The sequence below is a fragment of the Thiorhodovibrio frisius genome (assembly GCF_033954835.1).
In the GTDB taxonomy this organism is placed as follows: Bacteria; Pseudomonadota; Gammaproteobacteria; order Chromatiales; family Chromatiaceae; genus Thiorhodovibrio; species Thiorhodovibrio frisius.
This window is the reverse complement of sequence record NZ_CP121471.1, coordinates 1,661,287-1,687,596: the sequence shown is the minus strand read 5'-3', so window position 1 is coordinate 1,687,596 and position 26,310 is coordinate 1,661,287. Positions and strand designations below refer to the sequence as shown.

At 60.7% G+C, this 26,310-nt stretch carries 33 protein-coding genes and 1 other RNA gene; 13 read left to right on the top strand and 21 right to left on the bottom strand.

Annotated elements, in window-relative coordinates:
* Positions 1-24: 24 nt before the first annotated feature.
* The 16 genes from Thiofri_RS07885 to Thiofri_RS07810 all read right to left on the bottom strand — a co-directional run bounded on the left by Thiofri_RS07885 (position 25) and on the right by Thiofri_RS07810 (position 10,719).
* Positions 25-531, bottom strand: coding sequence for a GNAT family N-acetyltransferase (locus tag Thiofri_RS07885; RefSeq protein WP_009151156.1), 507 nt, complete (start codon positions 529-531; stop codon positions 25-27).
* The gene (locus Thiofri_RS07880) at positions 528-806 is read right to left on the bottom strand and encodes a type II toxin-antitoxin system TacA family antitoxin (protein ID WP_009151155.1); all 279 of its coding nucleotides are present in this window, start codon (positions 804-806) and stop codon (positions 528-530) included. The genes Thiofri_RS07885 and Thiofri_RS07880 overlap by 4 nt, the downstream gene beginning before the upstream one ends.
* Positions 807-957: 151 nt before the next feature.
* Positions 958-1,974: a F0F1 ATP synthase subunit gamma gene (locus tag Thiofri_RS07875; RefSeq protein WP_323706034.1), complete on the bottom strand. Its 1,017-nt coding sequence runs from the start codon at positions 1,972-1,974 to the stop codon at positions 958-960.
* The gene (locus Thiofri_RS07870) at positions 1,971-3,398 is read right to left on the bottom strand and encodes a DUF2254 domain-containing protein (RefSeq protein ID WP_009151153.1); all 1,428 of its coding nucleotides are present in this window, start codon (positions 3,396-3,398) and stop codon (positions 1,971-1,973) included. The genes Thiofri_RS07875 and Thiofri_RS07870 overlap by 4 nt, the downstream gene beginning before the upstream one ends.
* Positions 3,395-5,065, bottom strand: coding sequence for an alternate F1F0 ATPase, F1 subunit alpha (locus Thiofri_RS07865; RefSeq protein ID WP_009151152.1), 1,671 nt, complete (start codon positions 5,063-5,065; stop codon positions 3,395-3,397). The genes Thiofri_RS07870 and Thiofri_RS07865 overlap by 4 nt, the downstream gene beginning before the upstream one ends.
* Positions 5,062-5,877, bottom strand: a complete 816-nt coding sequence (locus tag Thiofri_RS07860) for a F0F1 ATP synthase subunit delta (RefSeq protein WP_009151151.1) — start codon at positions 5,875-5,877, stop codon at positions 5,062-5,064. Before Thiofri_RS07860 ends, Thiofri_RS07865 begins: the two co-directional genes overlap by 4 nt.
* A 3-nt stretch (positions 5,878-5,880) precedes the next feature.
* On the bottom strand, positions 5,881-6,162 hold the full coding sequence (locus Thiofri_RS07855) for a F0F1 ATP synthase subunit C (protein WP_009151150.1): 282 nt from the start codon (positions 6,160-6,162) through the stop codon (positions 5,881-5,883).
* A gap of 31 nt (positions 6,163-6,193) precedes the next feature.
* On the bottom strand, positions 6,194-6,883 hold the full coding sequence (locus tag Thiofri_RS07850; protein ID WP_009151149.1) for a F0F1 ATP synthase subunit A: 690 nt from the start codon (positions 6,881-6,883) through the stop codon (positions 6,194-6,196).
* Positions 6,874-7,281, bottom strand: coding sequence for an ATP synthase subunit I (locus tag Thiofri_RS07845; RefSeq protein ID WP_009151148.1), 408 nt, complete (start codon positions 7,279-7,281; stop codon positions 6,874-6,876). Before Thiofri_RS07845 ends, Thiofri_RS07850 begins: the two co-directional genes overlap by 10 nt.
* Positions 7,274-7,648 (bottom strand): AtpZ/AtpI family protein, encoded by a 375-nt coding sequence (locus Thiofri_RS07840; RefSeq protein WP_009151147.1) that lies wholly within the window; start codon positions 7,646-7,648, stop codon positions 7,274-7,276. Before Thiofri_RS07840 ends, Thiofri_RS07845 begins: the two co-directional genes overlap by 8 nt.
* Positions 7,638-8,045 (bottom strand): F0F1 ATP synthase subunit epsilon, encoded by a 408-nt coding sequence (locus Thiofri_RS07835; protein ID WP_009151146.1) that lies wholly within the window; start codon positions 8,043-8,045, stop codon positions 7,638-7,640. The genes Thiofri_RS07840 and Thiofri_RS07835 overlap by 11 nt, the downstream gene beginning before the upstream one ends.
* Positions 8,046-8,063: 18 nt before the next feature.
* Positions 8,064-8,339, bottom strand: coding sequence for a hypothetical protein (locus Thiofri_RS07830; RefSeq protein ID WP_009151145.1), 276 nt, complete (start codon positions 8,337-8,339; stop codon positions 8,064-8,066).
* A gap of 219 nt (positions 8,340-8,558) precedes the next feature.
* The gene (atpD, locus tag Thiofri_RS07825; protein ID WP_009151144.1) at positions 8,559-9,968 is read right to left on the bottom strand and encodes a F0F1 ATP synthase subunit beta; all 1,410 of its coding nucleotides are present in this window, start codon (positions 9,966-9,968) and stop codon (positions 8,559-8,561) included.
* Between the two features lie 103 nt (positions 9,969-10,071).
* Positions 10,072-10,212 carry a hypothetical protein gene (locus Thiofri_RS07820; RefSeq protein ID WP_009151143.1) on the bottom strand — a complete coding sequence of 47 codons (141 nt, stop codon included), beginning with the start codon at positions 10,210-10,212 and terminating at the stop codon, positions 10,072-10,074.
* A 100-nt stretch (positions 10,213-10,312) separates the two neighbouring features.
* Entirely contained in the window at positions 10,313-10,435 is a 123-nt protein-coding gene (locus Thiofri_RS07815; protein ID WP_313778868.1) for an entericidin A/B family lipoprotein, read from the bottom strand.
* Between the two features lie 65 nt (positions 10,436-10,500).
* Entirely contained in the window at positions 10,501-10,719 is a 219-nt protein-coding gene (locus tag Thiofri_RS07810; protein WP_009151141.1) for a YgaP family membrane protein, read from the bottom strand.
* A 598-nt stretch (positions 10,720-11,317) separates the two neighbouring features.
* Here Thiofri_RS07810 and Thiofri_RS24730 point away from each other — a divergent pair.
* A complete protein-coding gene (locus Thiofri_RS24730; RefSeq protein WP_083848581.1) occupies positions 11,318-11,656 on the top strand; it encodes a nucleotidyl cyclase domain-containing protein in 339 nt (112 codons plus the stop codon).
* On the opposite strand, the gene Thiofri_RS07805 is transcribed toward Thiofri_RS24730, so the two are convergent.
* Entirely contained in the window at positions 11,592-11,876 is a 285-nt protein-coding gene (locus Thiofri_RS07805) for an RNA recognition motif domain-containing protein (protein WP_009151139.1), read from the bottom strand. The two genes, Thiofri_RS24730 and Thiofri_RS07805, sit on opposite strands and share 65 nt — an antisense overlap.
* A gap of 129 nt (positions 11,877-12,005) precedes the next feature.
* On the bottom strand, positions 12,006-13,322 hold the full coding sequence (locus tag Thiofri_RS07800) for a DEAD/DEAH box helicase (RefSeq protein WP_009151138.1): 1,317 nt from the start codon (positions 13,320-13,322) through the stop codon (positions 12,006-12,008).
* Positions 13,323-14,035: 713 nt separating this feature from the next.
* Between Thiofri_RS07800 and Thiofri_RS07795 the strand changes: the two genes are divergently transcribed.
* The 3 genes from Thiofri_RS07795 to nhaD all read left to right on the top strand — a co-directional run bounded on the left by Thiofri_RS07795 (position 14,036) and on the right by nhaD (position 17,179).
* Positions 14,036-14,437: a sulfur globule family protein gene (locus Thiofri_RS07795; RefSeq protein WP_009151137.1), complete on the top strand. Its 402-nt coding sequence runs from the start codon at positions 14,036-14,038 to the stop codon at positions 14,435-14,437.
* A 223-nt stretch (positions 14,438-14,660) separates the two neighbouring features.
* On the top strand, positions 14,661-15,419 hold the full coding sequence (gene fnr / locus Thiofri_RS07790; protein ID WP_009151136.1) for a fumarate/nitrate reduction transcriptional regulator Fnr: 759 nt from the start codon (positions 14,661-14,663) through the stop codon (positions 15,417-15,419).
* A 251-nt stretch (positions 15,420-15,670) separates the two neighbouring features.
* Entirely contained in the window at positions 15,671-17,179 is a 1,509-nt protein-coding gene (gene nhaD, locus Thiofri_RS07785) for a sodium:proton antiporter NhaD (RefSeq protein ID WP_009151135.1), read from the top strand.
* Positions 17,180-17,243: 64 nt separating this feature from the next.
* On the opposite strand, the gene dnaQ is transcribed toward nhaD, so the two are convergent.
* The 3 genes from dnaQ to Thiofri_RS07770 all read right to left on the bottom strand — a co-directional run bounded on the left by dnaQ (position 17,244) and on the right by Thiofri_RS07770 (position 19,295).
* Complete coding sequence (gene dnaQ / locus Thiofri_RS07780; protein WP_009151134.1) at positions 17,244-17,966, bottom strand: DNA polymerase III subunit epsilon; 723 nt, start codon at positions 17,964-17,966, stop codon at positions 17,244-17,246.
* An 86-nt stretch (positions 17,967-18,052) separates the two neighbouring features.
* Positions 18,053-18,520 carry a ribonuclease HI gene (gene rnhA / locus Thiofri_RS07775; RefSeq protein WP_009151133.1) on the bottom strand — a complete coding sequence of 156 codons (468 nt, stop codon included), beginning with the start codon at positions 18,518-18,520 and terminating at the stop codon, positions 18,053-18,055.
* Positions 18,513-19,295, bottom strand: coding sequence for a class I SAM-dependent methyltransferase (locus Thiofri_RS07770; RefSeq protein WP_009151132.1), 783 nt, complete (start codon positions 19,293-19,295; stop codon positions 18,513-18,515). Before Thiofri_RS07770 ends, rnhA begins: the two co-directional genes overlap by 8 nt.
* A 383-nt stretch (positions 19,296-19,678) precedes the next feature.
* On the opposite strand from Thiofri_RS07770, the gene Thiofri_RS07765 reads away from it, so the two are divergent.
* From Thiofri_RS07765 to atpA, 9 genes are all read left to right on the top strand, one after another.
* A complete protein-coding gene (locus Thiofri_RS07765; protein ID WP_009151131.1) occupies positions 19,679-20,566 on the top strand; it encodes a transglycosylase SLT domain-containing protein in 888 nt (295 codons plus the stop codon).
* A gap of 99 nt (positions 20,567-20,665) precedes the next feature.
* A non-coding RNA gene (ssrS, locus tag Thiofri_RS07760) (6S RNA) lies at positions 20,666-20,851 on the top strand.
* A gap of 90 nt (positions 20,852-20,941) precedes the next feature.
* Positions 20,942-21,601, top strand: a complete 660-nt coding sequence (locus Thiofri_RS07755) for a 5-formyltetrahydrofolate cyclo-ligase (protein ID WP_009151130.1) — start codon at positions 20,942-20,944, stop codon at positions 21,599-21,601.
* Between the two features lie 203 nt (positions 21,602-21,804).
* Positions 21,805-22,233, top strand: coding sequence for an ATP synthase subunit I (locus Thiofri_RS07750; RefSeq protein WP_009151129.1), 429 nt, complete (start codon positions 21,805-21,807; stop codon positions 22,231-22,233).
* 156 nt (positions 22,234-22,389) lie between these two features.
* On the top strand, positions 22,390-23,259 hold the full coding sequence (gene atpB / locus Thiofri_RS07745) for a F0F1 ATP synthase subunit A (protein ID WP_009151128.1): 870 nt from the start codon (positions 22,390-22,392) through the stop codon (positions 23,257-23,259).
* Positions 23,260-23,359: 100 nt separating this feature from the next.
* On the top strand, positions 23,360-23,593 hold the full coding sequence (atpE, locus tag Thiofri_RS07740; protein WP_009151127.1) for a F0F1 ATP synthase subunit C: 234 nt from the start codon (positions 23,360-23,362) through the stop codon (positions 23,591-23,593).
* A gap of 66 nt (positions 23,594-23,659) precedes the next feature.
* A complete protein-coding gene (locus Thiofri_RS07735; RefSeq protein ID WP_009151126.1) occupies positions 23,660-24,130 on the top strand; it encodes a F0F1 ATP synthase subunit B in 471 nt (156 codons plus the stop codon).
* Between the two features lie 9 nt (positions 24,131-24,139).
* On the top strand, positions 24,140-24,691 hold the full coding sequence (locus Thiofri_RS07730) for a F0F1 ATP synthase subunit delta (protein WP_009151125.1): 552 nt from the start codon (positions 24,140-24,142) through the stop codon (positions 24,689-24,691).
* Positions 24,692-24,704: 13 nt separating this feature from the next.
* Positions 24,705-26,246, top strand: a complete 1,542-nt coding sequence (atpA, locus tag Thiofri_RS07725) for a F0F1 ATP synthase subunit alpha (protein ID WP_009151124.1) — start codon at positions 24,705-24,707, stop codon at positions 26,244-26,246.
* The last annotated feature ends 64 nt before the right edge of the window (positions 26,247-26,310 follow it).

The window sequence follows — 26,310 nt, the reverse complement described above, 5'->3', positions numbered from 1 at the left end:
CGAATGAGGAAAACGCCTGCATACCTATCCACTGAGCATCGCCTTAAGATCCTTCAGTAGGAGGAACAGATGATACGGATCGGTTGGACTGGGTTCGAACTCCCAGGCTTCGTACCACCGCCTGGCTGTATCGTCCTTCGCATGCACCAACAAACAGCGAATGCCGGCAATATCGGCGGCCTGTGCTGTGCGCATTAGGGCATCTTTCAGCATGGCTTTGCCTAACCCACGGGCCTGGTGATGTTGATCGACCGCAAGGCGCGCCAGAATCATGACCGGCACAGGGTGACGAGCCATCCCCTTCAAGACCCGAGCCGGCGCAACAAGGGGGTCGATGCTGCCAACAGCCAGGCTGTAGAAAGCCACGACTGCACCGTCTTGGCAGCAAACGTAGGTCTGGGCGCTGTTGGCTTTCTGATTGGTGAGCGCGAAACGCTGCAGAAAAAGATTGAGCGCCGGTTCCCCACAGTCGAACCCATCGATAAGATCGACCGCCGTGAGTTTGCGAACCGCCTCATAGCCGACGCTCAACCCAAAACCCCAGGGTCATTGAGCAGTCGGTTCAGGCGCGGCTTGCTCTGAACAGGACGATCCAACGCCGCTGCAAAGGCCCGCCACTGTGCTTCATCCAGCTGAAAATGGCGGCGATCCGCGAGGGCTTGGTTAGCGGCCGTCAGGCCTGCATCCAGCAGGAATTCGCTGACCGTTTTATGACTGGCGCGGGCCGCTTCTTGCAGTAGCAGCTTCACCGAATGGCTGGTACGGACGTCGATTCGATCCGTCTTGGTGGGATTCAATGCGCTCATGAGTAACTCCAAGCAAGAGACTCCAGGCAAGACACTTAGGCGCTGATGGTAATGTCCGTATGATGTCCTGACAAGCTCGATACGCTGACCCGAACGATCCCCGCCCCAAACACCCACCAACGGCTGCAACCGGGTCTTATCGCGCCGCCAGTCATGAGCTTTGCGCTGACCGCCGTGGCTCGGAGAGCGCCTCGAAGCCGGCAATGACATCGAAGAGTTCCTCGTCGATGCCGCTTTGGCGCAGACGGTGGAAGGTGGCGTTGAGTGTGTCGAGCAGCTCGTCGATATTCTTGTCAGCGCGTTGCATGGCGGCGAGGCGGCTGGCGTTTTCGCTGGCCAGGGATTCGGCGCAGGCGCGAAAGATGGAGACAAAGAGGTATTCGCGGATGAGCGCTCGCAGGGTGCCGGTATTGCTGTCACTATCGCCCCCGATCACCTCGGGCAGATTGTTCGTCGGCCAGGGGACATCGGCGAGCGCGTGCCGCCAGGGCGCGTCCAGGGGCAGCAGGCGCTGGTCGACGGGCGCGTAGACGGCACCGGAGCTGGGTCTGTTGTAAAACAGGTAAAGCGCGCCGAATTCGCCCTGACGCTGGTGCGCCTCGATCTCGACCAGAATCTCCCCGACTAGCGCGGTGATGGCCTCGACCGAGCTGGGCACAGTGAACTGGCCCACCACCGTCAGACCGGCGTCCGCCAAGCGCGCCTGCACGCGCTCGCCGACTGCCCAAACCTGGGGTTGGCTCGGTGATTGGTCCTTCTTTGCGTCAGGCCGTGCATCAAGCGGCGCGTCAGGCCCTGCGTCAAGCTGTCCAGCAGGCTGTGCGCCAGACAGCGGGGCTGCCAGTCCGGCCAGCTTCTGCACGGCATGATCGGCCACCCGATCATTGAACTGGCCCACCAGCCCCTGATCGGAGCCAAAGATGACCGCGCCAATCGGGCCTGAAGCGGTTTGCCTGGATGGGGCCGCCGGCCCGCCTGCCTTGCCGATACCCCGGAAGCAGACACCCAGACCCAGCTCGACGGTGCGCGCGTAATCGACCAGGGCATCCACCGATTGCTCGTACTGATGGATGCTGGATGCGGCCAGTGACTTCATGGTGCGCACGACCGATTGAAGGTCTCCGGCACTGTTGATCTGGCGGCGCAGGCTGGCGGTGGTGTCACTCACGGGGCGCTCCGTCGCCTGTCGAGGGCTGCGCGCGCCTGCGTTAGCCGACGTGCCAGGTGAGTCCGATCATGCGGCGCGACAATGTTGCGCTCGGCGGCCTCGGCGATCTCTTCCACCTTTTCTCGCAGCAACCAGCGCCGGTCCCGGCTGGCGGTCAGATCGGCGATGGTTTCCAGCGCGCCGAGCAGCCGCAGCAGGATGGCGACATTGGTTTCGGCATCCTGGCGGATCTGATCGAAGGCCTCGCTCAGCAGGCTCTCGAAGCTCTGGCCGCAGGCGATGACGCGCACGACGCCCTGATCCAGTCCGTGCCCTGTGCCAATCCGGCGCGCCGTCAGCCGGGTCATAATCGCCGCCAGGTAGTCGACGCACATCACCGCCGTGGTGGTGTCATTGATGCCGGGCGACAGCGCTTTCAGGGCGATGTCGACGATCTGGCGGATGCCGAAGGCGACATCCTGTTCCACCGTGCGCTGGCTGCTGATCACGAAAGCCGCGTTCAGCTTGTCCGTCGTTGTCTCATTCAGCTCAGCCGAGTCGAGCAGCGAGACCAGCGGTGTGTCCTCGACGACGAAGTCACCGACGCCATGCTCCATGCGCAGGATGCTGTCCAGGCTGCGGGCGACATCCAGCAGCGCGTCCGCATTGACGCGCTCGATGTAACCGGTTTTGCGCGCCGGGACGGGAGACCAGGGCTGTCTGGCGAGCCTGTCCGCCAGGTCGTCATCCAGGGCTTGATCGCCGTCTTCGTCCTTGCCTTCGTTGCAGCCCCCTTCACCGTTTTCGTGATTGCGCTTTTTCTTGTTCTCGCCCACGCGCCCGTCTTTGTCCTCATGATCGCACTTATCTGGCGGCGGCGGAAACAGCTTATCCACGGCTGCCAAAGTCTCTTGTGCGGCCTTGGCCACGATGCTCGATGCCTGGATTGAGGTCGCGATATGGTGGATGAAGTGAATCAGCACCCCGATGCCGACGAAGGCGAGCAGCAGGCCAGTCAAGACCGCGAGCGAAGGGACGAACTCGATCGCCCCACCTTCGCGAATCGTCCGCAGGACCACCAGGCAGTAGGCAAAAATGCCGAGAAAGACGCCCAGCACCCACTGGTTGACGCGGTCGCGCATGAAGTTGCGAATCACCCGCGAGCTGTACTGGCTGGATGTGAGCGACAGGGCCACCAGGGTGATCGAGAACACCAGTCCCGCCACGGTGATCATGGAGCTGGCCACGGTCGTCAGCAGCCCGCGCGCACCCGCCGCGCCGGTGCCAAAGATCAGCGGCCAGCGCGCCGCCAGATGCAGATCGATGTTGGTGTCCAGGGTGATGAGGACAATGGCCAGCACCACCGCATCCACGACCATCAGGGCAGGGACGAACCAGAAGCTCGAGCGCATCGATTGCCAAGCATGCTGGAGTTTGGTGATCATGCTTGGCGCTTCTCTGCTGATAGGGCCGGTTTAGGCGATCCGCCGAGTTTGGGTTCCACGCCAGGCTCCAAGTTCGGCTCCGAGTTCGGCTGCGATTCGGGCTGGCGCTCGGGCACGGATTGGGATTGGGATTGGGACTCGGGCTGGGACCCGGCGAGCGCCTCGCGCCCGATCTCCACGATGGTCTGACGATCCTCATCGCTCAAGGAATCGGCGCTCACCAAGCGCTCGATCAGATCCTCCGGGATCATCGCCGCCGCGTCTTGCACCGCGCGCTCGGCGTCGGGCATTTGCTCAAGCGGCACGGTGTCGAAGAGCCCGGCGGTCAGAGCCAGCAGGATGGTGATCTGCGCGGGCATGGACACCGGGGCGAATTCAGGCTGTTTGAGGCAGGCGCGGATGCGCCGCCCATGCGCGATGCGCTCCTGGGTGTCTTCATCGACGCGGGCGCCGAAGCGGGCAAAGGTTTCAAGCTCCTCGAATTGCGCATAGGCCAGTTTCAGATCGCCCGCCACCGCGCGGTAGGGCGACCGCTGCGCCTTGCCGCCAACACGCGAGACGGACTGGCCGACATCGACGGCGGGCAGCACGCCAAGTTCGAACAGCGACGGCGAGAGGTAGATCTGTCCGTCGGTGATGGAGATGAGATTGGTCGGGATGTAGGCGGAGAGGTTCTGCGCCTCGGTCTCGATGATGGGCAGCGCGGTGAGCGAGCCACCGCCAAGGTCTTCGCGCAGGTGGGTGGCGCGCTCTAGCAGGCGCGAGTGGATGTAGAAGATGTCGCCGGGGAAGGCCTCGCGACCGGGCGGACGGCGCAGCAGCAGCGACAGCTCGCGATAGGCGCGCGCATGGTGGGTGAGATCGTCATAGACGATCAGCACATCGCGGCCCTGCTCCATAAAATGCTCGGCGATGCTGGTCGCGGCATAGGGGGCGATGTAGGTGAGCCCCGGCGAATCGTTGCCTTCGGTCACGACCACCAGGGTGTAGTCCAGCGCGCCCTGGTCCCGGAAGGTCGCCAGCGTCTTGGCGATGGCGGACGCGCGCTGGCCGATGGCGCAATAGACGCACAGCACATCCTGGCCGCGCTGGTTGAGAATGGTGTCGATCGCAATGGCGGTCTTGCCAGTCTGGCGATCACCCAGGATCAGCTCGCGCTGGCCGCGCCCGATGGGAATGAGGGCGTCGATGACCTTGAGCCCCGTCTGCAAAGGCACGGTGACGGGCGCGCGGTCCATGATGGGCGTGGCGGGACGCTCAATTGGCAGGCGTTGGCTGGCGGGGACAGACCCGAGGCCATCGAGCGGTCGACCGAGCGGGTCGATGACGCGCCCCAGCAGACCCTCGCCGACGGCCACGTCCATGACCCGGCCAGTGCGCTCCACCGCATCGCCGGCGTGCAGTTGCCAGTAGTCGCCGAGCAAGACCACGCCGATCTCGTCCGGGTCCAGGTTGAAGGCGATACCGAACACATCGCCGGGAAAGGCGAGCAGCTCCTCGAAGCCGATGCCCGGCAGGCCGGAGACCTTGGCGATGCCGGTGGAGACGCTGGCGATGGTGCCGATTTCGTGAGGGGCGAGTTGCGGCGTGAAGGCGTCTCTCGCTTGGGCGATGGCGCTGAAGCTTTGATCGAAGACCGATTGTAGACGCTCGGGTGCGGCGCTCATGGATGCGCTGCGTCGGGTGCGGGCTGCGCGGCTTTGGGCTCGACATCGGATTGATCCTTTGCCTTCAGCAACTCCCCAACCTCCTGCTCCAGCGACTTCAGATACTCCGCAATACTCCAAGCGACCCTTTGCCCATTCGTGCTCAGTTCAATCCCGCTGATCAAGTCAGGCGAAGTCTCAAACCGAACCGGAATCTCAGTTGCAAATGTCTTGTTCAGTGCGGTCTGAATCGTCGCGCGCTGATCAGCGCTCAGATCAAAGGCGCTGCGCAGGCGCGCGGGGTCGGTCGCCGTCTTCTGCGTCTTGGTCAACACGGCGAGCGGCTCTCCATCCAAAGACTCCAAGCGCTTGACGAACACATCAACCAGACGCTCCTCAAGGCTCGCCCCGGCCAGATCCGTCAGCGTCTTGCGCGCAATCGCAAACACCTCCTGCTGAGTTCGGTTCATTAGGGCCTGATTGAGCTGCTCGGACTCCTGTCGCAGCGCAACTTGTCGCTTGGCACGCAAGGCGTCGGCAGCTTGCCGGGCCTCATCAAGCAGGCGCTGGCGTTCGGTCTTCGCCTCATCCACGGCTTTGGCCAGGCGTGCCGCGCGTTGCTGGTCGAACTCCTGGTTCTTCTGCTGGAAGGTCTCACGCTCTTGTTGGGCCTCGGCGCGTTTTGCGTCGGCGTCCGCCAACTCTGCCGCAATGCGCTGCTCGCGCGCGCCGATGGCGTCGAGAATCGGCTTATACAGAAAGCGCTTGAGAAGCCACACCAGAACCAGAAAGTTGAGCACCTGCGCGCCGACGGTGAACCAGTCGATGAGCATGGTCTACTTTCCTGCGACCTGGGCAATGGCGAGGTTCCAGAAGGGATTGGCGAAGATGAGGATCATCGAGACCACGAAGCAGTAGATGGCCGTGGACTCGATCATCGCCAGACCGACAAACAGGGTGCGGGTGATGGTGGCGGAGGCGTCAGGCTGCTGCGCCAGCGCTGTCAGTGCGGTCGCTACCGCTCGGCCTTCCGCCAGGGCTGGTCCCATGGTACCGAAGCCGGTGGTGAGGCCGGCCATGACGATCGAAATCACCGCGATCAGCGCTAAACTGTCCATGATAGGTCCTCGGTTGCTTGCATGAGTGATCTCACGGGTTGGTTGCTGCCTTTGGCTTTCGTGTCTGCGTGGCGGCCGCAATATAGACGGCTGCCAGGATGCTGAAGATGTACGCCTGCACCATCCCGGTGAGCAGGCCGAGCGCCGTCATGAGGATCGGAAAGATAAAGGGCGTGATGGTGAGCAGGATGGCGATGATCATCGCTCCGCTCATCATGTTGCCGAAGAGCCGCACCGCTAGGGCCAGAGTGCGGGAGACCTCGCTGATGATATTGAACGGCAGCATCATGAAGGTCGGCTCCATGTAGGACTTGAGGTAGCCGCCGAGTCCCTGGTCCGCGATGCCAAAAACGGGTACAGCCACAAGCACACAAAGCGCCAGCGCCGTCGTGGTCGACAGCGATCCCGTCGGCGGCTCGTAGCCTGGAATGATGGTGGCCAGGGCGGCGGCAGCGACGAACAGGAACAGGGTGCCGAGAAAGCCGAGATAGGTCCGCGCGTCGGGCAGCCCGACCTCCGCGATCTGCTTTTCGATGCCGGTGACGAGGATTTCCAACAGGTTCTGCCAGCGCGAACGGGTGAGGTCGCGGGAGAGTTTGCGCGTCACCAGGATGGAGCCAACCACCAGCACGAGCATCAGCGCCCAGGTGAAAACGATGGTCGCGTTGAGCTGGATAATGCCGGATTGCCAGTAGACGATTTCATCGGGACTTAGGCGCATGTCCGGTCTCCGTCGTGACCCTTTGACGGTTGATTGGCGGCGGCTTGACTGGGTGCTGCTTGCTTGGGTGATGGGCGATCGGCTAATGGATGGTCAGCTGGGCGAGTCCATCGCAGAACCAGCGCCCGAGCGCCGATGACGCCGAGCAGCGCGGCCAGCAAAGGCTCCCAATGGCCGTCGGAGATCAGATACAAACCAAACAGAAGCACACCCATCCGCACCAGCAGGCTGCCCAGAAGCCACAGCGCCGGGCGCGGGGACTCAAGACTTTTACGCAGCGTCCACCAGAGCCCTCCGAAGAAGATCGCCCCAAGCGCTAGGCCCGCGACCCCGGCCAGCACCATGATCAGCACCAGTTCCAGATCCAGTTCCAGCAATGGGCTCAGGGTTTCATTCATCGCGTTCTTCCGGATCTTCCTGATCCTCCGCCCGCATCGCCCGTTCTTCCTTGGCAACCCAATGCCAGGCATTGAAACAGCCGAGCGTGAGACCGCCCACCAAGAGCGCTAAAGTCCAAGAATGTGCGCCTGGATGCTGCTTGTCGAGCCAGAGTCCCAGGGCCGCGCCGAGTAGCGTCGGCACCACCACCGACCAGCCGATCAGCCCCATCATGCCCAGGCCAAACCAAACCCCAGGCGTGGGGTTGCGCCGGGCATGAAGCTTGCGCGCCGCCTTGGCACCGACCTGACTGGCAAAGGCATGTTCCGAACCAGACCCAGATCCAGACCCCAAGTTCGGAGTCTGTTTGCTCGGGTCATTGGTCATGTTGCAGGCTCACGAAGCGGCGCATGAATCCGGCTTCCATTCTTGCCATTACCCTTTCCAGGTTGTTCTTGCGCGCATTCACAATCAGAAACTCTTGGACCACGGTCGCGCGTAATTGATCGAGATCGCTGCCGCAGGTCGCGCGGCGCACGGAAACCAGCACCTCAGCGCCGGCTTTGACCAACACCCCCTCGTCCACGGCCAGATAGACCTCGCCCTCGGCCTCGGTTTCGTAGGTGAGAATTCCCGGCGTGAGCGCGGTGACACAGTCCAATCGATGGGGCAGGAGTCCGAAGGAGCCGTCCGGCGTCTCCGCGACGATGCGCAATACGCGCGTTGCATGCGAAAAAATCCGGAAGGGCAGAAGAACCGCAAGATTCATCGGCATGAAGGACATGACTTGCTCCTCAGGCATTCAACGGTTGGTTTTTGTAAGCCATTGCTTAACAGTGGGTATATCGATCCGATGCAAAGCTAATTGGTTATCCAGTGATTCAAGCATGACGCGGTCAGTCTCTCTTCCTGTCCGCTTCAATCTCAGGGACACACTCCTGCGCATGGCGATGAGTTCCTCGACATGCTTGATGTCGCGGGCAACGGGCTTCGAAGCGGGTGGGATCGAGGGAGATTGTGAAACCCGATTCCTCGATTGCTCGCCTGCCGAATTGTTGCTGGCCAGAGATGTTTTCATGGTGATCACCTGTGTTGGTGCTTTTGTTAGTCATGGCACTCATCCGAGACTGTAACCACGGCATCGGTCCGAGTCTGTTCGGTTCCGCACTTAAGCCTTAAGTCCGTCATTCCTTCAGTCCGCAAATCCGCAAGTCCCATCAGACGCACCGAAGGCTCGCAACATGCCTGCTGTTAGCGGTTTCCAAAACCTGCCGTGTTCGTTACCGGAAAGAGGACATCAGGAACCCGTCGATGCCGGCTTCAACGTCACTTCGTCAAGGTTCCCGATCATGTAAAGCGCCCGCTCCGGGGCGTCTTTGAATTCGTCGTTTAAGATGCGCTCGCAGCCGTCGAGCGCGTCGGCTAGGCTGACGAGCTTGCCAGTGAGACCGGTAAAGCGCTCGGTGGTGAAAAAGGGCTGAGTGAGAAAACGCTCCAGCCGGCGGGCACGGGCGACCAGCTTGCGGTCCTCCGGCGAGAGCTGTTCCAGGCCAAGCATGGCGATGATGTCTTTCAGCTCCGCGTATTGCGCCAGGGTGCGGCGGATCTCCTGCGCCAAGGCGTAATGCCGCTCACCGACGATGCCCGGCGTGGCCATCCGCGAGCTCGATTGCAGTGGGTCGATGGCCGGATACAAGCCTTCACCGGCCCGCTTGCGCGACAGCACAATGGAGGCGGAGAGATGCGAGAAGGTATGCACCGCCGCCGGGTCGGTGAAATCGTCCGCCGGTACATAGACCGCCTGAATGGAGGTGATGGCCCCGGCATCGGTGTTGGCGATGCGCTCTTCCAAGCTCGACAACTCGGTGCCCATGGTCGGCTGATAGCCCAGGCGCGAAGGCATCTGACCCATGAGCCCGGAGACCTCCATGCCGGCCTGGATAAAGCGGAAGATGTTGTCGATCAGCAGCAGCACGTCGCGCTGCTCGTCGTCGCGAAAATACTCGGCCATGGTCAGCGCCGCATGGCCCACGCGAAAGCGGCTGCCGGGTGGCTCGTTCATCTGGCCGAAGACCATCACCATATTCGGCAGGACGCCGGCGTCCTTCATCTCGCGATAGAGTTCCTCGCCTTCGCGACAGCGCTCGCCAATGCCGCAAAAGAGACTGACGCCAGCGTGGCGCCCGATCATGTTGTGGATCATCTCGGTGAGCAGCACCGTCTTGCCCACGCCCGCCCCGCCGAACAGCCCCGCCTTGCCACCGCGCTCCAGCGGCACCAGCACGTCGATGAGCTTGATCCCGGTCTCGAAGACTTCGGACTGGGTGGAACGCCGCGCGAGCGCTGGCGGGGCGCGATGCACCGAACGCCATTGGATATCCTCGGGCGTCGGCTGGCGGTCGATGGCGTTGCCGAATACATCAAACATGCGCCCGAGAATGCCCTGGCCCACGGGCGCCATCAGCGGCCCGCCGCTGTCCTCCACCCACATGCCGCGCGCCAGCCCTTGCGTCGGGGTGAGCGCGATGCCGCGCACATGATGGTCATCCAACTGCGCCAGCACTTCGATACGGATCTCGCCTTCCGAGCCCGCATGCAGCAGCCGATAGATCGACGGCAGATTCGTCTCGAAGTGCAGATCCACCACGCTGCCGCGCACCGCAACCACCAGGCCGTTGTTGGGGGATAAAGTGCGCTGGTGACTCATGCGTTGGCCTAGGCTGGTTGCTGATGCACTGAGGTCAAGTGCTGACGGTCGAGACCCATCCGACAAGAAAAGTGGAGAGCGTCACCACGCGCGAGAGTGGCCCTTAAAGCCGAGCCGACACTAGCTTGACGTTCCCCAGCAGAGTTTTGGATTCCTCCTTGGTCTTTTTCGTCGCCCGCTTTTCTTTTAGCGTCTGCGCGGGTTTTTTCTTCGTTTCTTTATTGCTTTTTTGTTCTTTGTTCATGGGATTTTCTCGCGGGTAATTTATTGATTAGGGGAAAACCAAAAGTCGACTTCACGTAAAGGCGCAAGGGCGCTCGCAACGCCCTCCGATTTCTAATGCGTCACATATCACCTCTGACGCTTCGCGCCGCATCGCTCACGGACTCGCCGCCACTTTGGATATCTTTACCCGCGCCTTCGATGGTGCTGCAGCCGGATAGCCCCGTGATCGCAATCAACAGCATTAGGCTAAATAGCTTAGTCATCAGTCTCACTTCTCACTGTGGCTTATGGTTGGCGTTCTGATGACCTATTTGCTCACGGCCGCCGCTTTCTTGTTGGAGCGGAAGTCAAAAAGCGCGTAGGCCGGGCAGAAGCGGAAATAAGCGGTGGTCAACACCACCGCGCCAATCACCGCGACTATCCAGCCACCACCGAGAAATCCCGCGATGATCATGAGTGCACCGACAATCGCGCGGATCAAGGTATCGGTATTACCCATGTTGGGTTGTTTGTAATCAAAACGCATGACAAATGCTCCTGTTGCGGTGAATGAACTCCGGCCTGCATGGCAGACCAGCCCGAGTGAGGACGAACCCGGCTATCTGGGTTCTTTGCAATAGATTTGTCCCGCTACTAATTAGCGATCTGATTGGGAAACTGGCGTGGCAAAATTGCGAGGCTTGCATGGCGCATGTCCGGCTGACCGACTGCGAACAGGCGCACTCCCTTGCAAATAAGCATGCGCGAGCTTGCCCGTTACTGCCATAAGGCGTACCCCGATGTTGCCATGGGCGCAAAACCCTTAGCTTTAAGCTCAGCTTATTTCTCGCCCCTAAACCATGGCCTGATCCGAGCCCCTCAGTCGCGGCTCTGCTGGATAATGAAAACCCGCAACCTGCCGGCAGACATCATTCTGGCTTTCATTCCGTGATCGGGTCGCCGAGGAGACGAAGGTTCTGGTCGAACCGCTACAGGTGCCGCTTGTGCTGGTCAGTCTGCTTGCAGAATGCGACAAAGAGCCTTTGCGTGCTAGCGCACGGCTATATGTCGACCTCATCGATGTGGAGGCCGACTGAAGGGAGGGGGGGAAGTCGGGTGGGAATGGACACGGCCAGGTACTCCAGGTGACCATCAGCCTGGGTGTGGTCGAGTTGGATGAAACCAGCCCCAACTTGGGCGCACTGCTCAAACACGCCGATCTGGCCACGTATGCGGCCAAGCGCAACGGCCGCAATCGGGTCGAGCGCCATACGCCAGGCATGGAGTTTGGCGCCGATCAAAAAGATGGGCCAGAGGATGGGGAAACTCGGAGGGGAAAGACCGCGAGCCAGGGGGGCTTACCCATGGCTCGCGGAAAGCCCGCAGGGGGGCTTTGGAGGGCTTTGGCTGGTTTTGTGCTTACCAGCGCGCGCCGCCGCCACCGCCACGTGCGGGACGGTCGCTGCGCGGCTTGGCCTGATTGACGCGCAATGGGCGACCTTTCAAAGGAGTTTCGTTCAGGGCTTTGATCGCGGTATCAGCTTCGGAATTGTTCGGCATCTCAACGAAGCCAAAACCTTTGGAATCACCGGTGAATTTGTCAGTGATCAAATTGGCGCTTTCCACTTGACCATAGGCGGCAAAGGTGTCGCGGAGTTCGTCTTGGGTGACGCCATAGGCCAGGTTGCCAACGTAAATATTCATCTATCGCTTTCTCTCTAAGGGACATTGCGCATCAACCTAAGAAGACTCCAACCAGGCGATGCGCGGCCTGGATGAAGAGTGTGCGACCAATCCATTGCGGATGGCCGCGACTGTTCGAATAACGGGCTGTTAACGCGCGGCGCGGGGACCGCTAGCCCGGGACGTTTTCCGCCCGCGTGCACCCGGCAGCGTCTGGCGATGTGCCCGAGCGGAGCCGCCATTGGGCGACGCCGAACGTGGCGGGCGCGAGCCCTTGGTGCGCGAGCGGGTGTCTGCGCCATCATCCGCGCTGGCGGGAGTAGCTTTGCGATCAGAAAAGCCGGGGATGGCCTGGCTTTCGATGCGACGGCCCAACAGGCGCTCAATGCCAGCGAGCAGCGAGCCTTCCTCGGGGCTAACCAAAGAGACGGCGGTGCCGCTCTCTCCGGCACGACCAGTGCGGCCAATGCGGTGCACGTAATCCTCAGCCACATTCGGCAGCTCGAAGTTCACCACATGCGGCAGGCGTTCGATGTCGAGCCCGCGCGCGGCAATGTCGGTGGCGACCAGGGTGCGCACGGCCCCGCGTTTGAAATCGGCCAGGGCGCGGGTGCGCGCGCTCTGACTCTTATTACCATGAATGGCGGCGGCGCTGATGCCATCGCGTTCGAGCTGCTGCGCGAGTCGATTGGCGCCATGCTTGGTGCGAGTAAAGACCAGTGTCTGGTCCCAGCCGCCGCTGGCAATCAGGTGCGAGAGCAACGCGCGCTTATGGCCACGCTCGACCGGGTGCGCAAGTTGCCGCACCGTCTCGGCGGCGGTGTTGCGGCGAGCGACCTCAATGCGCAGCGGGTCGTTCAGCAGGCCAGTAGCAAGCTGCTCGATGTCGCGCGAATAGGTTGCCGAGAACAATAAATTCTGACGCCGAGCCGGCAGCAGCTTCAGCACCCGGCGGATGGCCGGCATGAAGCCCATATCGAGCATGCGGTCGGCCTCATCAAGCACCAGCAGTTCGACATGGCCCAAGTCCAGATTACCCTGACCGACGTGGTCAAGCAGGCGCCCTGGTGTGGCGACCAGGATATCGACGCCCCGGCGCAAGGCGGTGATTTGCGGCCCCATGCCAACACCGCCAAAAATCTGCAAGGCGCGCAGCGGCAGATACTGGCCATAAGCACTGACGCTCTCACCCACCTGCGCAGCCAGCTCGCGGGTCGGCGTCAGCACCAGAGCACGGGGTTGCGGCGAACGCGCGCTGGCTTGTTGGCCGCTCTGGCTCAGGCGTTGCAACAGCGGCAAGGTGAAAGCGGCGGTTTTGCCTGTGCCCGTCTGAGCGCCGGCCATCACATCACGACCTGCAAGAATGGCGGGGATAGCCTGGTTCTGAATGGGGGTGGGCTCGGTGTAGCCCCGCGCCGTCACGGCGCGCAGCAATTTGGCCGACAGGCCGAGATCGGAAAAGGACATAGAGACTCCTGAAGTTCCCGGGGAAGGTACTGGGTTGGCCTACCCAGGGATTCAGGCTGGGCCGGTCTAGGCGGTGGGGTAAGAGCGGGAGGGCCTAAGGCCCCTGATGGGCAATCTTGATTAGGTAGTCAAGGAGCGGCGGTAAACCAAACAAGCCTTGAGACCGGGCGCGCCGACCGGAGGGCGCTGCATCTGAGCGGACACCATACGCGAATGCAGCGGAAAAGCAAGGACAAAATACCCATTGTATCCGGCCACTATCTGGCTCCATCTGGCCGCCATCTGGGACACAGAGCATTTTTCACCCGAGCGAAGACGCTTCCCGAACCCGCGTCAAATTGCGGCACAGGCTGGCAGCGAAGCCTGCCGTTGCTAGAGTTGCTAAAAGACCGCCCGCAAGCCGTAATGACAATTCCCCTTGTCAAATCGTGCCGAAGGCGTTCTTTCGCTACTTCACAAGCGCGGAATCTGCACCTATACTGGCCAGCCATTCGCTTCTGCGAATGCACGAGTCGGGGCCGCAGGAGCGGTCGGACAGTTTTATTGGACTCTTGATTCGGCGCGAAACCGGCCGAATATTAACGAGCCTGGTCCGGCCCGATTGGCCCGACCCAAATGGGTAGACCCGCTCTGATTCGGAGCAGGCATTGTGTTTTTAAGTAAATGACATAAAACCGCTTACCCGCAAGACGTAACCATTCAGGAGAGAGACGATGACGAAATTTTCCAAAATTCTCGGTGTTGCCGCCATCGCTGGCGCTGCTGCTTTCTCGATGAGCTCGGCGCAGGCCTGGGGACCAGGCGGCTGGGGCGGTCCCGGCGGTTACAACAACAACGGCTGGGGTGACGGCGTCGGCGACATGTTTGGCGACGGCTATGGCGACTTCAACTTTGGCATGTCAGGCGGTGGTCGTGGTCAGGGCCGTGGTCAGGGTCGCGGCTATGGCTACGGTAATAACTACTACAACCAGGGTTATGGCTACCCGGGTTATGGCTATGGCTATCCGGGTTATGGCTATCCGGGTTACGGCTACGCACCTCCAGCTCCTTATGGTGCTCCCTATGGCGCGCCGCCGGCTCCCCCGGCTCCGCCCGCCGGTGGCGAGTCCCAATAATCGGACTCGGACAGTCTGCTTCTTAGCTCCTTAAGCAGACCGCTCAGGCAACAAGTGCCTGAGCACCAAGCCGCGCCTAATCAAGGCGCGGCTTTTTTGTGCCCGCTCGATTCCCTGTTGACCTTGACAAATCACCCTCAGGATTCGCCTTATGCATCACGTCTCTTGATCTCCGTCAATGACAGCTGCAAAATGGCAAAAAAACCAAACGGAGTGGAGCACCTTGAGTCAGGACAAAATCATCTCTTTCGAAAATATCCGGGTTGCTTGCCGCAGTTGCTCGCTCAACGCCCTTTGTCTGCCGATGGGCCTGTCGAGCGAGGATGTCGAGAAGCTGGAGAGCATCATCAAGCGCTCGCGACCGCTGCATCGCGGCGAGCATCTGTTTTCCGGCGGTGAGCGTTTTCAATCGCTCTTTGTCGTCAAGACCGGATCGGTCAAGACCTATACCCCAAGCTCCGAGGGCGGCGAGCAAGTGCTCGGCTTTCACCTGCCCGGCGAGATCGTCGGTCTGGATGCCATCGATCAGGATTTTCACTCCTGCTCGGCTCGGGTGCTTGAGACCTCGGCGATCTGCGAGATCCCCTTCCGCCGGCTCGAGGAGTTGGCAGCCACCCTGCCCTCACTGCAACATCAGCTCTACCGGCTACTGAGCAAGGAAATTGTCGAGGAATCCGAACTCCTGATGCTGCTTGGCAAACGCAATGCCGAGGAGCGCCTTGCCTCTTTTCTGGTGAGCTTGTCGCAACGATTTGGTAAGCGCGGCCTGTCGACAACGGATTTTCACCTCAGCATGTCGCGGCATGAGATTGGCAATTACTTGGGGCTGGCGGTCGAGACCGTTAGCCGACTATTTACCCGCTTTCAGGACGAGCGCCTGCTGGATGTCGACCGCAAGCATGTGCAGGTGCTTGACATGGCGCGACTCGAGACCCTCGCGGGCGTTGCGCAAAATCGGGCTAGCCGACGGGAGAGCAACTGAGCTCGAGTGGCCCAGAACGCGCTGAAATATAAAAGGGTTTCGATATATCAGCCTCTGACTGTCAAGGCACTAAAACAGCATCAGTCACAACAGAATGCCCTATCAACTCTCAGGCGCGCAGTGGCGATCCGGTCAGCACTGTCTTGCATCGGCGGCGCAATCGCGACATCCTTAGCGCTTTTTTGCCCTTGGGGCTGGTTTGCAATCAGCCGCCTGTCCCGCACCTGCTGTCTTTTTCAGGATTTCCCGTCATGCACGATCTTCGCAATCGGCCACTCCGGTCCCTCCCGGCCTTGCCCTCCATTGTCATTGGCCGCACGACCCTCGGCATCAGCACTGCGCTGCTTGGAACGCTGTTACTGCTTTTCTCGGGCAGTCTGCTGGCCTCTGAAGGCGGCGCTGCACATCTGAATCTAACCACCACCTGGGTAGGATTTACCTCACTTTTGATCTTTGTCGTCGCCTATGGCCTGGTGATGACCGAGGAATTCACCCATCTGCGCAAGTCCAAGCCGGTCATGCTGGCGGCAGGCGCGATCTGGCTGCTGATCGCCTATTATTACTCCACCCATCACGGCAGCCCGCACGCGGCGGCCGAAGCGGTGCGGCATAACATCATGGAGTTTGGGGAGCTGTTTCTGTTCCTGCTCGCGGCCATGACTTACATCAATACCATGGAGGAGCGCCTGGTCTTCGATGCCCTGCGCTCCTGGCTGCTGCGCATGGGGTTCGGCTACCGCACCCTGTTCTGGATGACAGGCTTCCTGGCCTTTTTTATCTCCCCGGTGGCCGATAATCTGACCACGGCGCTGCTGATGTGCGCGGTCGTGATGGCGGTCGGTGCCGACAGTCCCAAATTTGTCGGGCTCGCCTGCATCAATATCGTAATCGCGGCTAACGCAGGCGGCGCCTTCAGCCCATTCGGCGATATCACCACCCTGATGGTGTGGCAGAAGGGCCTGCTGCATTTCGAGACCTTCTTCCGGCTGTTCATCCCCTCGCTGGTGAGCTTTGCGGTGCCAGCCTGGTTCATGCACAAGGAAATCCCCGACATCAAGCCACCGCCAAGCAATGAGCGCGTGCGCATGAAACGCGGCGCAATCCGGGTGGTGCTTTTGTTTATTGCCACCATTGGCACGGCGGTGAGCTTTCACAATTACTACCACCTGCCGCCGGTGCTGGGCATGATGACTGGCCTGGCCTATCTGAGCTTCTTCAGCTACTACCTGAACATGACCGGAGAGATGTCAACGGTGCGAGCGGGCAACATCGAAGACAGCATGCCCTTTAACATTTTCAATAAAGTGGCACGCGCGGAGTGGGACACCCTGATGTTCTTCTACGGCGTGATTCTATGCGTCGGCGCGCTGGGCTTTATCGGCTATCTGGAACTGGTCTCCCATGTTGCCTATGACGGCATGGGGCCGACCATTGCCAATACCCTGATCGGCATTCTGTCCGCCATCGTCGATAATATCCCGGTCATGTTTGCAGTGCTGACCATGAACCCGGACATGAGCCAGGGCCAGTGGCTGCTGGTGACGCTCACGGCCGGAGTGGGCGGCAGCTTGCTATCGATTGGTTCTGCCGCTGGCGTGGCACTGATGGGCCAGTCCAAAGGGATGTATACCTTCTTTGGCCATCTGAAGTGGATGCCCTATATCGCGGCGGGTTACTTCGCGTCCATTCTCTGCCACTTCATCATCAATTTCGGGACCTTTAAGCTGCCGGCAGGTTTGGTGTCCGCGACTACTGGCTAAAACCGCCCCGGCCCTTGTGCCTCGCAAGCCGGGCGGAGACTGATCCCTCCCCGGCTTTAGCCCATCAGGCATCGCTCTGGCGCAACCACACACAGCGCCCCTCACTGGCTTTGTCGATGGCCGCCAGCCGCTGCCGATGGGCGTCGATCTCGACCTCGGTCGCGCGAATAACAGCCAGTGGCGGGCGGTCCTTTAATAGCACCCGCGCCGCCTGAGCGCCCTGCCCGTCACGCTGGCGCGCCGGCTGCACGTCCAGCTCCAGACTGGCCTGACCGCCGGTCATGGCCAGGTACACTTCGGCCAGAATCTCGGCGTCGAGCAGAGCACCGTGCAGATCGCGCCTGGTGTTGTCGATGTGATAGCGCTTGCACAGGGCATCCAGGCTATTGCGCTGACCAGGATGGCGGCTGCGAGCTAGCTTCAGGGTGTCGATCACCTCGCACTGGCTCTCGAGGCTAGCTGCGCCCTTGCGCCACAAGCGCAGCTCGTGATTCAGAAAGCCAAGGTCGAAATCGGCGTTATGGATAATGAGCTGGGCACCACCGATGTAGTCCAGAAATTGCTCGGCCACATCGCCAAAGCGCGGCTTGTCGGCGAGAAATTCATCGGAAATCCCGTGCACCTGAACCGCGCCCTCCTCCACCTGCCGGTCCGGTTGCAGATACTGGTGAAATGAGCTGCGCGTGAGGCGTCGATCAACTAGCTCGACACAGCCAATCTCAATAATGCGATGGCCTTGGCTCGGCTCTAGGCCGGTGGTTTCGGTGTCCAGTACGATCTGTCGCATGCTGTCTTATACCAATGACATCAATGGTTTTCGGTTTTAGGTCGGGTGGCGGCCCAAAACGAGCCAAAATCTCAAGAGGTTTCGGTCTACCCTGTTTTCTTTGCCATCTTGGCCTTTTTGTCCATCTCGGCAATGCCACGATTGGCGAGCCTGTCGGCGGTTTCGTTCCCGGGGTGGCCACTGTGCCCGCGCACCCATTGCCAACGCACCCGATGCCCGGTCAGCGCGCGGTCGAGGCGCTGCCACAGGTCCTGATTCTTGACCGGCTCGCGCGCCTTGGTCAGCCAGCCATTGCGCTTCCAGTTGGCCATCCAGCGCTCCACCCCATCCTGGACGTAGCGCGAATCGACCGTGATGACCACCTCGCTTGGGCGCTTGAGCGCCTCCAGCGCCTGGATCACCGCCATGAGTTCCATGCGATTGTTGGTGGTCATGGGCTCCCCACCACAGAGTTCTTTCTGGTGCTCACCCGCGCGCAGCAAGGCGCCCCAACCGCCCGGCCCAGGGTTCTTCTTGCAGGCCCCGTCAGTAAAGATCTCGACCGCTTTAGTCATAACTGGACTCCCGAGCCGTGGGCTTGACCGCTCGACCCGGCAGCAACGACGGTCGTGGTTTCCAACTCGAGCGCAGCGGTGTCACCGCCGACAGCCGTTTGACCGCGCGCACCGCGTAAACGCCACCAAACACCGGCCAATACCGGCTGCCGAGCGCATCGACCCAGTCCAGCCGCGTGGTAAAAGCGCGCCGCCAGGGGGGGCGAAAAACCAGCATGCGCCGAACCTCCACATGAAAGCCGATCAGCTTAAGCCAGTCGCAGACGCGAAACAGCGTCAGCCGCGAACCGCACCAAGGCACGACACCGCGCCGTCGCGGCCATACCCGTCGCACGCCCCAGGTGCTAAGCGGATTGAAACCGAACAGAAACACTCGTCCATCGGCAATCAGCACCCGCTCCACTTCGCGCAGCACCCGGTGCGGATCGGGCGAGAAGTCCAGACTGTGCGGCAGCACCACGGCATCCAGGCTATCGGAGGCGAAGGGCAGTCGCGTCAGCTCCGCGCGCAGCGACAGGTCGCCACCGGGATTCGTGACCATCGAATTCTCGGCCGCCGGCTGCAACAAGAACTGATGGCGGATGCGACTTGCAGCGAGTGCGTCAGCAAACGGCTGCCGGGCACCGACTTGGAGCAGAAAATACCCAAATGCATCCTCGAGTAACTCCTCGAGACAGCGCGCCTCCGCCTCCGCGACACCGCGCCCGAGAGGGCTGCGATACCATGCATCGAGAGAGATCAGCGGATCGGCCGCAACGCCATCGCAGTCTTTCATGGAACCTCGTCAGGCAAGAGCAGAGAAGAACGCCACAGCATAACGCGCCTGTGGGGTCTTCGCAGAACCGGGCGCGCGAAAGGACACCATTGCAACGACTGGCAAGCATCCGGGTATTCCCGTATAGTGCAACGACTTATCCACCGAGGCCGGATTTGGCGTCATCGACGCGCAACACTATCAGGCCTCACGGACAAACCTCGTCGTTAAGCCCTCATGCGGAGGATCAGTGCGTGACTCTGACAGGACACTCTGCCCAAGCACCACTCTCTGGCCCGGCTCATGTCGACCCGGTTCGTTTATATACGAAGGCTGATCATCCCAGGCTGCCGGGTTCCGCTGGCCGCGCCAACAAAGCGAACAGACGCACCGGAACCAACATCATGCGGTTGTCGGCCCTGGTAGTCGCCCTGCCACTTGCCATGACAGGGCTCGGCGGCTGCGTCTCCAATCCCACGCGGGGTTCCGCCTTGGCGGATAACATGGTCGATCAGCCGTCACGCTCGGTATCGGCGCGCGAGTACGGCTTCGTCCGCCCCGCCATTGATCCACAAACCTTGGCGCAAAATACGCAGCGCCGCTCCGCTCGCCCCGGCACATCATCTCGCAGCATCAGCGGCGACCCCTGGCAGCGCATTAGAAGCGGTCCCAGTCTGGGCATTGCGCCAAACCCTCGAGTGAGCCAAAGCCTCAAGCAACTGGCGCGAAACAAAAAGTACCTCAACCAACTTGCTGACCGCGCGAGCCCCTATCTCCATCTCATCCTCACCGAACTTGATCGCGGCGGTCTACCAACAGAACTCGCGCTACTGCCGGAAATTGAAAGCCGCTACAACCCCCGCGCCGTCTCCCCCATGAGCGCAGCTGGCATGTGGCAGTTCATGCCCTACACCGGAAAGCAAATGGGGCTCGAGCAAAATGGCTCCTACGACGCCCGCCATGATGTACTGGCATCCACTCGCGGAGCGGTGAAGTATCTGACCGAGCTAAACCAGACCTTTGACGGCGACTGGGCGCTGACTCTGGCCGCCTACAACTGCGGCCCCGCGCGCGTCCAGGCGGCCCAGCGGGCCAATAAGCGCGCTGGCAAACCGACCGACTACTGGTCGCTCGACCTGCCGCGCGAGACCGAGGACTATGTGCCCAAGCTCCTCGCTGTCATCAGTATGGTGCAAAATCCCCAGCGTTTCGGACAGCGGCTGCCCGTTTTGCCCGCCGCCTCACCGCTCGCCGCAACCACAGCCCGGGCACCGGCTGGCGGAAACTCCTGAGACTTATTTGAACAGGACGCCCCAGGCGGCAAGAAAAACGCATTATTTTCGAATTTCGCTGGACCTTTTGTAAAAACAGGTCTAGCCTACGAACTAAGGCGTCGCCTGCGATGCTCGATAACCGCCTGGGTATTTTCTTGAGCCTAATTAGTACCCTGGGGGCATAATGTAAAGGCTGTTGTGCATGCCCGCCCACGAGCGGGAAGCCTGAAGCCAGCGCGAGTGCCCCCACTTGAACCCCTTGGTTCAAGAACGAAGGTCGGTACCGGCAAACGCGGGGGGCGCCGTTTTTTTACCCACCCAACTTTCTTTTTGCCCGGCTTTTTATCCACCTGGTTTTCTGTCTGCCCGGTTTTTTCCGCCAGGCGAGAGAGCATGATATCGCCTCAACCCCCTTCCAGCCCCTCCTCATCCATCCCAAACCTTTCCGCACGACCTGCGCTCAGACGCAAGTTACGCACCAAGCGCCGCGCCTTAAGTCAAAGCATCCAACGCCAGCACGCACATCAGGTCGCCGCGCGCATTCTGCGCCTGCCAGGCATCGCGCGGGCACGTTGCATCGCGCTATATGTGCCGACCGACGGTGAACTCGACCCCAGCCCGATCCGCGCCAGACTCGCACGCGCAAGCACCACCTGGTATCTGCCAGTAATCACCTCCCTAGCCCCACCTCGACTCGCGTTTTACCCTGACCAGAGCGCTCACCGGCGGCGACGCAATCGTTTCGGAATACCGGAACCCGACCCACGCCGACAAGCCCCGATCAAAATCTCCTCGCTCGACCTGGTATTCCTGCCGCTGGTGGGTTTCGACCCAGACTGCCAGCGCCTTGGTATGGGGCTTGGCTTCTATGACCGCTGCTTCGGAGCCATTCGCGCAAGGGCGCACTGGTATCGCCGCCCGCGTCTGATCGGGCTGGCGCACGAGTGCCAGCGTGTGGAGCGCATCGAGACCAACCCCTGGGATGTGGCACTGGATGCGGTGGTCACCGAGCAGCGTCTTTATGTATGCGGCCAGCCCCAGAGCCGCTCATAGCGAATCGGAGACCGAATCGCGCCGGCACCCGCCATTTGCAAAACAAAAACCGCCATAGAGGCATTGTCGGGTTTGACCGAGTATTCCCATGCGCTTATACTGCGCGGCTGTAACGACAGACCTGCATCCAATGCTGGTGTCCAGGCTGTTGGCCCCAACCCGAGGGTCGGAGTTAACAGCCAGAAACGGATGAACCAGCACTCTTGCAGGCTGAACCGGAACTCAAGACGCGCAAAAAAAACGCAATGCTTTCTCAGCCGCGCCAGATTCAGCACCTTCTGCGCTGGCAGGGAATCATTGGTGTGATTTTGTTATTGCTAGCAGCCCCTTTTGGCCTGCCCGCCCTGGTCTCCGCCGGCGCGGGAAGTGCAGCCTGCCTGTTGGCCAATGCAGTTGCCGCGTTCTGGGTTTTTCGTTCTTATCGCGCGCAACAACCGGGCGCCTTGGTGCTGCGGTTCTATGGCGCTGAAATTGTCAAAATCACCTTGATTCTGGCGCTTTTCGTCATCGCTTATGCGGTGTTCGATGATTTGGTTTTGCCAATCGTTCTGGGCAGCTATCTGGCAGTTCAGACGTTACCAGCGCTGATGCCTGATCGCCGCAGCGACAGGACGATGTCAGGCCAAGGCTGATTTGATGTGCCAGATTTAATTTGACCAGATTTGCTTTGACCAGATTTACTTTGAGAGTTGATCGTAACTAGAGCCCAAGGCTGCAAAATCAAGACCTAGCCGATCAGCACAAACCTAATTAGAAACCCAGTTGAGAAGATCCCCACAGGGCCTCCCATGTCTTCACAATCAGCGATGACAGCACAGGATTACATCCAGCACCATCTGACCAACCTGACCTTTGGCTGGCACCCGGAGCATGGACTTAGCTTCGCAGAAAACAGCGCCGAGGCAGCTGAGATGGGCTTCTGGGCCATCCATGTCGACACCATGGCGTTTTCCCTGCTGCTCGGCGGCCTGTTTCTGTGGTTCTTCAAAAAGGTTGGAGAAAAAGCCACCGCCGGAGTTCCCGGTGGCGCACAAAACTTTGTCGAGTGGATTGTCGATTTCATCAATGAGAACGTCCGCGGTTCTTTCAGTGGGAAAAACCCCATGGTCGCCCCTCTGGCGCTGACCATTTTTGTCTGGGTGCTCTTGATGAACACCATGGACTTGATCCCGGTCGATCTGCTGCCCTTCTATGCCCAGCACTTGATGGCCGGAGTTGGAGCGGACCCGCATCACGTCTTCTTTAAAGTTGTACCGACTACCGACCCGAACACCACATTCGCCATGTCGCTGGTGGTCTTCTTTCTGGTCATCTACTACAGCATCAAAATCAAGGGCGTCGGCGGTTTTGTTGGCGAACTCACCCTGCAGCCCTTCGGTAAATGGGGCTTGCCGGCCAACCTGCTGCTTGAGGGCATCAACCTGCTGTCAAAGCCCGTTTCCCTGGCGCTGCGACTTTTCGGCAACCTCTACGCTGGCGAGATGATCTTCATTCTGATCGCGCTGATGTACGGTCACAACATCATCATGGACATCTCTGGCGGCGCGCTGCAGCTGGCCTGGGCCATTTTCCATATCCTGATCGTGACCCTGCAAGCCTTTATTTTCATGGTGCTGACCATTGTCTACCTCGACATGGCGCATCAGGAGCACCACTGATCCGGTGCACATCAGCCCGCGGGCATGGCGCCCGGTTCGGGTCTCTCAGAGTTTCGTTTCTGTTTAATTCATTATTTTCCAAACACCCATGGGGGACACAATGGAACTTGCACAAGCCGTTATATTCATCGCCGCTGGTCTGATGTTGGGTCTAGGTGCCGTCGGCGCTGCCATCGGTATCGGTGTGCTCGGCGGTCGCTTCCTTGAAGGCGCAGCCCGCCAGCCGGAGCTGATCCCGATGCTGCGTACTCAGTTCTTTATCGTCATGGGTCTCACCGACGCCTTGCCGGTCATCTCGATCGCCATGGGTCTGTACTTGATGTTCGCTGTCTGACGCCGCTCCGGCCAAGCGTTCCGCCGCAGGCCGGATCACAGTCACTCGTCTTCACGAGGCTTACGGATGAATATCAATCTGACACTGATTCTCCAGATGATCTCCTTCACGGCGTTCGTCTGGTTTTGCATGACCTATGTCTGGCCACCGATCATTCACGCGCTCGATGAGCGCAAGAAGCGCATCGCCGAAGGCCTGGCCGCCGCCGAGCGCGGCGCGAAAGAACAGGAACTTGGCCAGCAGCGCGCGCTTGAAGTGATGCACAAGGCCAAGACGGACGCGGCCGAGATCGTCAATCAGGCCCAACGCCGCTACAACGAGATTCTCGACCAGGCCAAGCATGACGCGGTTGCCGAGGGCAGCCGACTGAAGCACGCGGCTGAGGCCGAGATCGAGCAGGAAACCAATCGGGCGCGTGAGGAATTGCGCGAGCGGGTAGCGACCCTGGCCATGGCGGCCGCCGAGAAAATCCTCCAGAAGGAAATCGACGCAGGCGCGCATCGCGAGCTGGTCGAATCCTTCGGCAAGCAAATTTAGGGCGACATCATGGCTGGAGACTTCACCACCATCGCCCGCCCCTATGCTGAGGCGGCCTTTGCCATCGCCAAAGCAGAGCAGGCACTCGAGCCTTGGTCTGCGGCGCTCAATGCTCTAGGCGCCATTGCCAGCGACCCACAACTGCACGCCATTGTTGGGAATCCTAATGTTGGTCGCGAGCGCCTGTGCGAGCTGGTGCTGGCGATTGCCGCTGGCACCAACGGCAAGGAGCTTCCGGCTGGCCCGGCGAATCTGGCGCGCATCCTGGCCGCCAATGGCCGCCTGCCGGCGCTCCCGGAGATCGCCCGCCTGTTCGATCAGCGCAAAACCGCTGAGCAGGGCGTGCGCCAGGTGCTGGTGCGCAGCGCCTTCCCTCTCGATAAGGCCGAACAGCAGGGTCTGATGACCTCGCTCAAGGCGCATTTTGGTGCCGAGGTCGAACTCAGCGTCGAGGAAGACTCTAACCTGATCGGTGGGGTCGAGATTCGCGCCGACGATCTGGTCATCGACAGCTCGATCCGGGGCAAGCTACAGCAGCTCTCAAACGAATTGCAATTCTGAACGGAACACCGCCATGCAACTGAATCCTGCCGAGATCAGCGATCTGATCAAACAGAAAATCGAGCAGTTCGACATCAAGACCGAGGCGCGCGCAGAAGGCACCATCGTCAGCTTGACCGACGGTATTGTGCGTATCTACGGCCTGTCCGACGCCCAGTACTACGAAATGCTCGAGTTCCCGAATAACACCTTCGGCCTGGCGCTCAACCTTGAGCGCGACTCGGTTGGCGCCGTGATACTCGGCGACTACACCCACCTGTCTGAAGGCGACTGGGCGCGCTGCACCGGGCGCGTGCTGGAAGTCCCGGTCGGCGAAGGCCTGCTCGGTCGTGTGGTCGACTCCCTCGGCGCCCCGGTCGACGGTAAGGGACCGGTCAATTGCAGCGAGACCTCAGCAATTGAAAAAATCGCACCCGGCGTTATCCAACGCCAGTCGGTTGATCAACCCCTGCCCACCGGTCTTAAGGCCATCGATGCCATGGTCCCGGTCGGGCGCGGCCAGCGCGAGTTGATCATCGGTGACCGCCAGACCGGCAAAACCGCGGTGGCCATCGATGCCATCATCAATCAGAAACACACCGGCGTTAAATGTGTTTACGTCGCCGTCGGCCAGAAGAACTCCTCGGTTGCAGGCGTGCAGCGCAAGCTTGAGGAATTCGGCGCCATGGACCACACCATCATTGTGCATGCCGGTGCGTCGGATTCGGCCGCGATGCAGTTCATTGCTCCCTACGCCGGCTGCGCCATGGGCGAGTACTTCCGCGACAAGGGCGAGGATGCGCTCATCGTCTTCGATGATCTGACCAAGCAGGCTTGGGCCTATCGTCAGGTGTCTCTGCTGCTGCGCCGCCCGCCGGGCCGCGAAGCCTATCCGGGTGATGTCTTCTACCTGCATTCGCGTCTGCTTGAGCGCGCCGCGCGCGTCAATACCGACTATGTCGAGAAGCAGACCGGTGGTCGCGTGCGCGGCCAGACTGGCTCGCTCACCGCCCTGCCGATCATCGAGACCCAGGCCGGTGACGTCTCCGCTTTCGTTCCGACCAACGTTATCTCGATCACTGACGGGCAGATCTTCCTCGAAACCGACCTGTTCAACGCCGGTATCCGCCCGGCCATCAACGCCGGCCTGTCGGTATCTCGTGTTGGTGGCGCGGCCCAGACCAAGATCATCAAGAAGCTCGGCGGCGGTATTCGTCTGGCCCTGGCTCAGTATCGCGAGCTGGCGGCTTTCTCCCAGTTTGCCTCCGATCTCGACGAGGCCACCCGCAAGCAGCTCCAGCGCGGTGAGCGTGTGACCGAACTGATGAAACAGACGCAGTACTCGCCGATGACTACCGGCACCATGGCCGTGTCGTTGTTCGCCGCCAACGAGGGTTATCTCGACGATGTCGAAGTCAACAAGGTCGTGGCTTTCGAGCGGGCACTGCAGGGCTACATGAAAAGCGCGCACAAGAGCCTGATCGACAAGATCGACGAGACTGGCGACTACAGCGACGACATCAAGGAAGCCTTGCATCAAGCCATCAAGGACTTCAAGGCCAACAACACCTGGTAAGGCCATCCGGCTGGGCGCGCGGGTCTGATGGTCCCTGCGCCCAAAGCCTCAGTGCCCTAGATTC